This is a genomic window from Yersinia sp. 2542 StPb PI, from assembly GCF_048593855.1.
GTDB classification, from domain to species: Bacteria; Pseudomonadota; Gammaproteobacteria; order Enterobacterales; family Enterobacteriaceae; genus Yersinia; species Yersinia enterocolitica_E.
Map to the genome: position 1 here is coordinate 1 of NZ_JAZGQA010000164.1, position 9,620 is coordinate 9,620.

Genomic DNA, 9,620 nt, shown 5'->3' on the forward strand with positions numbered 1-9,620 from the left:
ACTAACATACGTAACTATTCAACTGACAGAAATATCTGATAAAAACGCTTCAATAACAATTTGCGATTTTTTATATGTTCGCTCAAAAAGTTAACAATATGGTGCCAATCATAACTATGCAATAAATAATGATATGCATGCTTACTATATTGATTGAACGCAAGAACCACGCATTTTTAAGTGGCAATTCGGGCGATATTGACGGGAGTAAATGAGTCGACGAGGAAAATAATTGAATAAATAATGAGTACATTGACGATAAATAATGTGAATGAAGGGAACGCCCTAAGACGCCCCTCACCTTCTTGCAATAACCATTAACTGATAAGCCCCAGCAACTTAGCCTTGATAATGATTGCGGCGATAGTTATTACGACGATAGTTATTTCACCGCATCCTTATGTGGGCGACTGGCATAAAGATACAACAACATGGCCACAATAATACAAAATGCCATTGAGCTTACCATTGGCCAGGCACTGCGGGATGGCGCCATCGACAACAGCGTTCCTACCACCGCACCAATACCAAAGCGTAGGGTCCCTGCCAGAGAAGACGCAGTACCGGCCATATGTGGGAAATCATCCAAAATAACCGCCATCGCATTCGAGGTGATCATGGCGATGCAACCGACATAAGCCGCGACACCCAATACCAACGCCCAGAACCCCATCCCGGTGGCGCAAACCACCAGCAACCAGATCCCCATAACAAATTGCACTAGCATGCCAAATCGGAACATTTTAAGCGCTCCGAAGCGGCGTACATTGCGGCTATTAATCAATGTCATCAAGAACAAGAAGACGATATTCAGCGCAAAGTAATAGCCAAAGTTTTGTGGAGAGACGCCGTTTAAATCGATATAAACAAAGGGACCGGCACTGAGGAATGAGAACATCCCAGCAAAAGAGAAGCCGCTCGCTAACATATAGCTCAGTACCCGCTTATGGCGGAATAACGTGGCAAAATTGCCAATAGTGGTGCGCAAATGGAATCGTTGCCGTTTCTCTCGTGGCAAGCTTTCTTTAATAAACAGTGCAACCAAAATCGCGCCGACCAATGCAGCACCCGCCATGGTCCAGAAGATGGCGTGCCAGCTAAACCATACTAACAATGCACCACCGATAATCGGTGCCAGCAAGGGTGCGATGGTCATCACCAACACCACAAAAGACATCATGCGAGAGAAGTCATCTTTAGTGAACATATCGCGCATCAATGCATTAATCACCACACTCGCGGCAGCGGCAGACAAACCATGCAAGAAACGCAAGTTAATCAGTTGTTCGATTGATTGCGCCATGGCACAAGCCATACCCGCGAGCGCAAATATTAGCGTACCCCAAAAGATAACCGGCTTGCGCCCGAGGCTATCAGCCATTGGCCCATAGAACATTTGTCCGATGGCAAACCCCAGCACATAGGCGCTTAGAGTCATCTGCACCGCACCACTCTCTACGCCAAACTCCTGTGCAATAATCGGCATACTCGGCAGATACATATCAATTGCCAAAGGCATCAGCATCGATAGCAAACCGAGGATAAAGATCAAGCCAACGTGGGATGTCCGGTTCTTCTCTTCATTTTGGGTACTGGCATGCACGTTCAACAACTCCTTCAATAACCTACCGTGGGTTATACCCGTCATACTTCAAGCCGCATGTGCGTTGGCTACGCTCTTTCACCCGAATCATTGACTCCCGTCAACTCATTGGGACTCTATCGCTTGCCGCCTTCCTGCAACTCGAATTATTTAGTGTAATATCAACGGCAAGACAGCCCGCGCTGTAATAGAAAATCAATTACAGATGAGGCGCGCCGACACTGGCAATCTCTTCTGCGGTTAACGGGCGGTACTCGCCTGGTGCCAAATCGTCATCAAGTTTAATGTCGCCAATTCGCTCACGATGCAGCTCTATAACCCGATTTCCCACCGCCGCAAACATCCGTTTTACCTGATGATAACGCCCTTCACTGAGGGTTAAACGCACCAACTGAGGCTCTATAACCTCAAGTTGAGCCGGTTTGGTGAGAGACTTTTCATTATGCAACTGTACGCCATCAGTAAACTGTTGCGCGGTATCATCGGCCAATGGGTGTTCCAGCGTCACCAGATAGGTCTTTTCACAATGATGACGCGGTGAGGTGATCCGATGCGACCACTGACCATCGTCGGTCATCAGTACCAATCCGGTGGTATCGATGTCCAAACGCCCGGCGGCATGGAGTTTGTATGCCACTGGCTCATCAAGGAAATACAGCACGGTCGGGTGATCTGGGTCTTCTGTCGAACACACATAACCCTGCGGTTTGTTCAGCATGAAATAACGTGGGCCAACGGTTTGTTGTAATGGGTTGCCATCAAATCTCACGTCTTGTTCCGGTGTCAGCTTAATCGCACCACTTTTGACCACTTCGCCATCAATAGTGACTCGTTTTGCCCGCAGCTCGCGCGCGACTAACGCCCGGCTGACACCTAATTGCTGAGATAAAAACTTGTCCAATCGCATTGAATCTACTTTGCCTGTTGTCTTGTCGTACCGCTGACGGGCACGATACCCGCAATCACACCCGCCAACGACAGCAGGATGCTCATGATACGGTGTGAAATGAATGAAGCAGTTGGGAGAAAATCATTTGCTGCCTACCAGACTCATCAGTATAGCGGCGGTTGCCATATCATCCTAGAAACAGTTACGTAAAAAGTTGTTATTGAGAAACAACTTACCCCCAGAGTGCGCCGCGTCTATCACGCCACCCCATCAGTGCTAACTTGGGGCCTCGCGCCAACCGCCTCCGACAGGCATAATAGTCAAAAGTTTTTCATTATAAAGAGAGAGAAATGTCACGCATACGCGCGGAAAAGGGTTGCGGGGAGAATGGGTTGAAAGCCATCGGGCAGGTGCACTAATGGCATTTACACTGCGCCCCTATCAGCAAGAGGCTGTCGATGCCACTCTTGCCCATTTTCGCCGCCACAGTGAGCCTGCTTTGATTGTTCTACCCACCGGGGCAGGCAAAAGTCTGGTGATCGCCGAATTGGCGAAACTGGCTCGCGGGCGCGTTCTGGTGCTGGCTCATGTCAAAGAGTTGGTAGCACAGAATCACGCCAAATATTGCGCCTACGACTTAGAGGCTGATATTTTCGCCGCTGGCTTGCAGCAACGCCAAAGCGCAGGAAAAGTGGTGTTTGGCAGTGTGCAGTCAGTGGCACGAAACCTGCCCCTATTTGATAGTGCCTTTTCACTACTGATTATTGATGAATGCCATCGTATCAGTGATGACGATGACAGCCAGTATCAGCAAATTATTCAGCATTTACGTACCACCAACCCCCGCCTGCGCTTGCTGGGATTGACCGCCACACCTTACCGATTGGGAAAAGGCTGGATTTATCAATTCCATTATCACGGTATTACCCGTGGTGATGAAAAGTCCCTTTTTCGCGATTGTATTTATGAATTACCCTTGCGCTACATGATCAAGCACGGTTTTCTGGTCCCCCCAGAGCGGTTGGATATGCCCGTGGTGCAGTATGATTTCAGTCGCCTGACCAGCAACAGTAGCGGCCTGTTCCGAGAGGCGGATTTAGACCGTGAACTTAAGCAGCAGCAACGAATTACTCCGCATATTGTTAACCAGATAATTGAATATGCCGCTCAACGTCGCGGGGTAATGATTTTTGCCGCGACCGTTGAACACGCCAAAGAGGTGTATGGCTTGCTGCCAAAAGACGAGGCTGCACTGGTGAGCGCCACTACCCCGCCTAATGAGCGCGATGCGTTAATCACTGCCTTTAAGCAGCAGCAACTGCGCTATTTGGTTAATGTGGCGGTGTTAACCACTGGCTTTGATGCCCCCCATGTTGATCTGATTGCCATTCTTCGCCCCACGGAATCGGTCAGTTTGTATCAACAGATAGTCGGCCGAGGCTTGCGGTTATCACCGGGTAAAGAAGATTGCCTGATTCTGGATTACGCTGGCAATCCCCATGACCTTTTTACCCCTGAAGTGGGTACCAGCAAACCGCATAGTGGCAGTCAGCCGGTTCAGGTATTTTGCCCAGATTGCGGCTTTGCCAATATCTTCTGGGGAAAATGTACCGAGTCTGGTGACATTATTGAACACTATGGTCGCCGCTGTCAGGGGTGGTTTGAGGACCAACAAGGCGTGCGGGCGCAATGTGACTATCGCTTTCGCTTTAAGTGCTGCCCGAATTGTGGGGCGGAAAATGACATTGCCGCCCGCCGTTGTCACCAGTGCCAGGAAGTTCTGGTCGATCCCGATGATATGCTGAAAGCCGCGTTAAAATTAAAAGATGCCCTGGTGCTACGTTGTGGCGGTATGAGTCTGGAGACGGGCCATGACGCAAAGGGTGAGTGGCTGAAAATCACCTACTACGACGAAGACGGCACTGATACCAGCGAACGTTTTCGCTTAACCACCGCCGCGCAACGTATGGCATTTGAACAAATTTTCCTGCGCCCACACCAACGGGCACCCGGTGTGGCACTGAAATGGCAAACGGCGGCTGATATCATCGCGCAACAAGCCCTGTTACGTTATCCCGATTTTGTCGTGGCCCGCCGTCGTGGGCAATGGTGGCAAATTAGAGAAAAGATATTTGATTATCAGGGCCGTTTCCGGCGGGCTGACTCCCTTGCCTGAGCCGCATTTAGCCTGAGATTTTCGCAGTTTTATTTGCTGTCTGGCCGATATTTCGCTAGAATGCCGCCCGCTTTGCTCTGGGTTTACCCAATCAAAGCCGAGTATCGAACCTGTTGCTGGGTCGCCTGTAGCAGGGTAAATTTTCTTTAAGAGAAAACAAAATGACCACTATCAATGTAGAAGTACGTAACGACCAGGGTAAGGGTGCGAGCCGCCGCCTGCGTGCAGCAAATAAATTTCCGGCAATCATTTACGGTGGTTCTGAAGCAGCTATCTCTATTGCTCTTGACCATGACACCACCAAGAACCTTGAATTGAAACCGGGCTTTTATGATTCCGTACTGACTCTGGTTGTTGACGGTAAAGAAACCAAAGTTAAAGTACAGGCTGTTCAGCGTCACGCTTTCAAGCCAAAACTGACTCATATCGACTTCGTTCGCGTTTAATCGCGTCGCTTTCGATATTCGGGACGCCGAAATAAAAAACGCCGCTTATGCGGCGTTTTTTATTGGCTATCGTCACGGTGGTAACCGTTACTTTTTGCCTGAATTACGCTGTAACTGATCACGCAGATTGGGTGGCGTGCCTTTAATAGTCAACGTATCTGTCGCGGCATCCCAGAAAATACGCTCACCCAGCAACAATGCATCAAAATTGATACTCAACCCACCCCCACTGCCAGCAAATTTGGTTAACTGACGCAAGGTACCGCGATCTGCCGGGAAACTCTCTTCTAACGCATAACCCTGTTCAGTCGAGAATTGCTGAAAATCTTTCTCACCCAGCGTTGGCAGCTCTTGAGAAAGCGCCTGCAACGCAATCTCTTCACCGGCTTGTAACTGCTCATTACAATAGCTATAAACCTGCTGACGGTATGCCTGACGCTCATTTTTGCCAAGTTCAGCATCCGCGCAGTAATCATCAACCGCCTGTAATAAGCCCCGATTTTGTGCTTTGGTATCCAGCCCCTCTGTTGCAGAGAGGAAATCCATAAAGAAGTCGGATACTTTGCGCCCTACCCGCCCTTTCAAGAACGTAAGATAACGCGTGGATTCTGGATTATTTTCCCATTCAGTTAAATCGATACGGGCGACAATATCAGCACGGTTAATATCGAGATAATGGGTGGTACTGAGATCAAGTTGCTCATTCACTCGCATACTATTACAACTGCTCAGCACCGAGATAAGCAGATACTCCACCGCCAGATAACGATATTGGCAAAACAGCACCACACCGCCTTCGGCAAACGGATATTTGGCTAACTCATCACGTAAACGCCCGGTGGCAGCACGGCTAAAACTGAGGAAGTCTTCATCACCCTTACGGCTTCGTTTCAGCGCTTCAGCCAGCTCGCTTTGCTCATTAAACAGCCCGTAAGCTTTGCTTTTGGCGCTGTAAACACGATGCAGTTCGGCCATCATTTCTTCAACTACAGCATTGGCAGGTAACAGAGAATCGCGCAACACCACATCAAGCGTTTGTTCATCACGCTTGATAAGCTGATGTAAGGCTATCTGGTCAATATCCAGACTCATGATAAATACTCCTTTTGGCTAGGGGCGTATTCAATCACTGATGCCTGAGAGCTGCAACCCTAAAGCATTCGCGCCCCTCAATTAATGGCTAATGATTCTTAATGCTATAAAATAGCGGAAAAGCGTGTCTCTATACGGTAAGATGTGGGACTTTGTCAGGTATTGAGCACACTTTTTATGGCACAATCATCCCGTTATAGCGACGAACAAGTCGAAAAACTGCTGTCAGAATTAGTCAGCGTAATGGAAAAAAACCGTACTCCCACCAATCTTTCTTTGATGGTGTTGGGGAATATGGTAACAAATTTGATCAATACCAGCGTGGCCCCAGCGCAGCGCAAAGTATTGGCACGTTCTTTCGCTGAAGCTCTTCAAGCTTCGATAAGTGAAGATAAAGCTCATTAATTTATCGGCCAAGACTGCAATCTCAATATGGTGACAAATCGTCAGCGCTATCGTGAAAAAGTCTCCCAGATGATCAGCTGGGGGCACTGGTTCGCCCTGTTTAATATCCTGTTTAGCCTAGTGCTGGGTAGCCGCTATCTGTTTGTCTCCGATTGGCCCTCATCGCTGGTTGGCCGTATCTATGCCCTCGTCAGTTGGCTCGGGCACTTTAGTTTTATCGTTTTTGCTGCTTATTTGTTGGTGATCTTCCCACTCACCTTTGTGGTGATGTCGCAGCGACTACTCCGTTTCCTTTCCGCCGCCTTTGCCACTGCGGGCCTGACTCTGCTGTTGGTTGATACCGAAGTTTTCACCCGTTTCCATTTACACCTTAACTCGGTGGTATGGGAATTGGTGGTTAACCCAGACCAGACCGAGCTGGCGCGTGATTGGCAATTAATGTTTATTGCCGTGCCAGTCATTTTCCTGGTCGAGATGCTTTTCGGCACTTGGGCCTGGCAAAAACTACGCAGCCTTAACCGGCAACGCTTTGTTAAGCCGTTGGTGGCGGTGTTTATTTCTGCGTTCTTTGCCTCTCATCTGATTTATATTTGGGCCGATGCCAATTTTTATCGCCCAATCAGTATGCAACGCGCAAACCTGCCACTCTCTTACCCGATGACCGCCCGTAAGTTCCTTGAGAAACACGGCCTGCTCGATCAGCAGGAATATCAGCGTCGCCTGGTGGAACAAGGTAATCCAGATGCACTGGCGGTTGAATATCCACTCAACCCGATTACCTTCAGCGATAAAGGCAGTGGTTATAATTTGTTGCTCATTGTGGTTGATGGTATTCGTGCCAGTAGCCTGCAAAAAGACATGCCTGCCCTAGCCGAATTTGGCCGTTCAAACATTCAGTTTGACAGCCACTACAGTTCAGGCAACCGTCAGGATACGGGCTTATTTGGCCTGTTTTATGGCATTTCGCCTACTTATTTAGACGGTATTCTCTCCGCGCGCGAACCCTCAGCGTTTGTTACAGCATTAAGCGCGCAGGGTTATCAGTTTGGTCTGTTCTCATCCGATGGTTTTGAGTCACCACTCTACCGCCAGGCACTGTTAGCTGATTTCACATTACCAACTCCTGCAGTGCAACCGGATAGCGAAACCACGGCACAGTGGCAGCAATGGCTGTCCACGCTCAACAATAATGCACCATGGTTCTCATACATTAACCTCAACGGGGCAGTTGAAGCACAAGACCCGGTAATCGGGCAGAAGGTTGCGTTACCGACTGACTTTATCCGTCACTACCAGGCAGGCGCAAAAGATGTAGATCAACAGATTGCGACTATTCTGGATACACTGAAACAGCGCGGTCAGCTCGATAAAACCGTAGTTATTATTACTGCGGCCCATGGTGTTGAATTTAATGACAGCGGCAATGATACCTGGGGTGCAGGCAGCAGCTTTAATCGCCAACAACTGCAAGTGCCATTAGTGGTTCATTGGCCAGGCACGCCAGCGCAGGCCGTGAATAAACTGACCAATCATGAAGATATCATGACAACGCTAATGCAACGTTTGTTACACGTCAAAACAGCGCCTGAGGATTATTCGCAAGGGGAAGATTTGTTCGCCGCACAGCGCAATAATAACTGGGTGGCAACCGGTGACAATGGCATGTTAGTTATTACTACGCCAACACAAACCGTTGTATTAGATAATAACGGTGAATACCGCACCTATGATGAGCAAGGCAATGAAATCAAAAATGAAAAGCCTCAACTTCCATTACTGCTGCAAGTGTTGACGGATATAAAACGTTTTATTGCGAACTAGCTCTAAAAACAGGCATTGGTGCGCTCAAAAAACAAGCGAACGTTTTGCCAAGTCTTGCATTAATAACGGTAAAATGTAGTATAACCGTCATAGCATCGGCATGTAGCGCAGCTTGGTAGCGCACCGTCATGGGGTGTCGGGGGTCGGAGGTTCAAATCCTCTCATGCCGACCAAAATACCTTAAGAAAACCAATCCGTTAGGGTTGGTTTTTTTGTTTGTGGGATTTGACTGATGTGGCTATGGTGTAAAATGGCCAGGCGGCAAAAAGCCACGCGCACTACCTGCCAGAAGACAGGATAGTGCGACTCATACGTAGTTTTAATCGATAATGACTCGGCCATTCAGTGGCTGTACAGGGCGATTATTCGTATGATGAACCACAGAGCGGAATTGATTAATTTGTTCAGCAGAAGCGCTCGCAGGCTGCTCAAGCACCATCCAACTGACACCTTCAGAGCAAGGTGGTGTGGTTAGTGAGCCACTAAAGCGATAAAAATCAAACTTTTTGGGTAGCAATGCTTTGATATCAAGAGGCTTATTTAATATCGCCATTTGGTCAATCGCCGTTGGCATTTGCTGCCAAGCCTGTGCCAGTTGTGGATTTGCATCCCCCTGCTGGAACATGAGTGCGAGCACTGCCAGTGCCCCATCTTTATCTTTATAAACAAAATGAGCTTCTAACGGGAACTGTTTGCCATCAATCTCATTTTCACTTGGGGTATGGAAATGGAATTGCTGCAATGTGAAAGTATCGCCGTCCAGTTTCAGGGTATTGCCAGTGCTGACATTCACCTGAATCGTATGGCCGTTATTCACGATTTGCTGTTTACCTGGTTGGAAAGCCAACTCGAGTTGACTGTGATGGGTTTTCAATGCGCCGTGAATATTAACCGGCGACTGATTTTTACCTGTTTCGCACAGTGAAAAATCCGGTGAGAGTTTTCCCCAATGGGCAGGATCTTCCTGACCTTCATATCCCCAATGAGCATGTTCCGCCGCACAGACTGAAAAACTGGCGGCCAACAGCGCTGCAATTAATAACTGCCCTTTCATTTCTAATCCTTTTTACACAAAAAAACTGAATTAACCCTGACGAATATCCCATGCAAAGCATGATGTTATCGCTTAGGGTAAGAGAATAACCCAGCTTTTTTTAAGGATATGTCAGCCACATCCTACAGACAGGA

General features: G+C 48.3%; 8 protein-coding genes and 1 tRNA gene. 5 read left to right on the forward strand and 4 right to left on the reverse strand.

Annotated elements, in window-relative coordinates:
- Positions 1–382: 382 nt before the first annotated feature.
- Together V1952_RS16825 and rsuA are read right to left on the reverse strand one after the other, a co-directional pair.
- Positions 383–1,603, reverse strand: coding sequence for a Bcr/CflA family multidrug efflux MFS transporter (locus V1952_RS16825; protein ID WP_083158350.1), 1,221 nt, complete (start codon positions 1,601–1,603; stop codon positions 383–385).
- Between the two features lie 199 nt (positions 1,604–1,802).
- Complete coding sequence (rsuA, locus tag V1952_RS16830; RefSeq protein ID WP_372559399.1) at positions 1,803–2,510, reverse strand: 16S rRNA pseudouridine(516) synthase RsuA; 708 nt, start codon at positions 2,508–2,510, stop codon at positions 1,803–1,805.
- Positions 2,511–2,910: 400 nt separating this feature from the next.
- Between rsuA and V1952_RS16835 the strand changes: the two genes are divergently transcribed.
- Positions 2,911–4,668 (forward strand): DEAD/DEAH box helicase, encoded by a 1,758-nt coding sequence (locus tag V1952_RS16835; RefSeq protein ID WP_420075157.1) that lies wholly within the window; start codon positions 2,911–2,913, stop codon positions 4,666–4,668.
- A 161-nt stretch (positions 4,669–4,829) separates the two neighbouring features.
- A complete protein-coding gene (gene rplY / locus V1952_RS16840; RefSeq protein ID WP_004700538.1) occupies positions 4,830–5,114 on the forward strand; it encodes a 50S ribosomal protein L25 in 285 nt (94 codons plus the stop codon).
- Between the two features lie 87 nt (positions 5,115–5,201).
- On the opposite strand, the gene yejK is transcribed toward rplY, so the two are convergent.
- Positions 5,202–6,206, reverse strand: a complete 1,005-nt coding sequence (yejK, locus tag V1952_RS16845; protein ID WP_420075158.1) for a nucleoid-associated protein YejK — start codon at positions 6,204–6,206, stop codon at positions 5,202–5,204.
- A 177-nt stretch (positions 6,207–6,383) separates the two neighbouring features.
- Here yejK and V1952_RS16850 point away from each other — a divergent pair, with 177 nt between their 5' ends.
- The 3 genes from V1952_RS16850 (at position 6,384) to V1952_RS16860 (ending at position 8,605) form a co-directional block, all read left to right on the forward strand.
- Positions 6,384–6,611, forward strand: a complete 228-nt coding sequence (locus V1952_RS16850) for a YejL family protein (RefSeq protein ID WP_372559402.1) — start codon at positions 6,384–6,386, stop codon at positions 6,609–6,611.
- Between the two features lie 27 nt (positions 6,612–6,638).
- The gene (gene yejM, locus V1952_RS16855) at positions 6,639–8,432 is read left to right on the forward strand and encodes an LPS biosynthesis-modulating metalloenzyme YejM (RefSeq protein WP_372559403.1); all 1,794 of its coding nucleotides are present in this window, start codon (positions 6,639–6,641) and stop codon (positions 8,430–8,432) included.
- A 96-nt stretch (positions 8,433–8,528) separates the two neighbouring features.
- Positions 8,529–8,605, forward strand: a tRNA-Pro gene (locus V1952_RS16860).
- Positions 8,606–8,751: 146 nt separating this feature from the next.
- Here V1952_RS16860 and V1952_RS16865 read toward each other — a convergent pair.
- Positions 8,752–9,486: a carbonic anhydrase gene (locus V1952_RS16865; RefSeq protein WP_372559404.1), complete on the reverse strand. Its 735-nt coding sequence runs from the start codon at positions 9,484–9,486 to the stop codon at positions 8,752–8,754.
- Positions 9,487–9,620 lie beyond the last annotated feature (134 nt).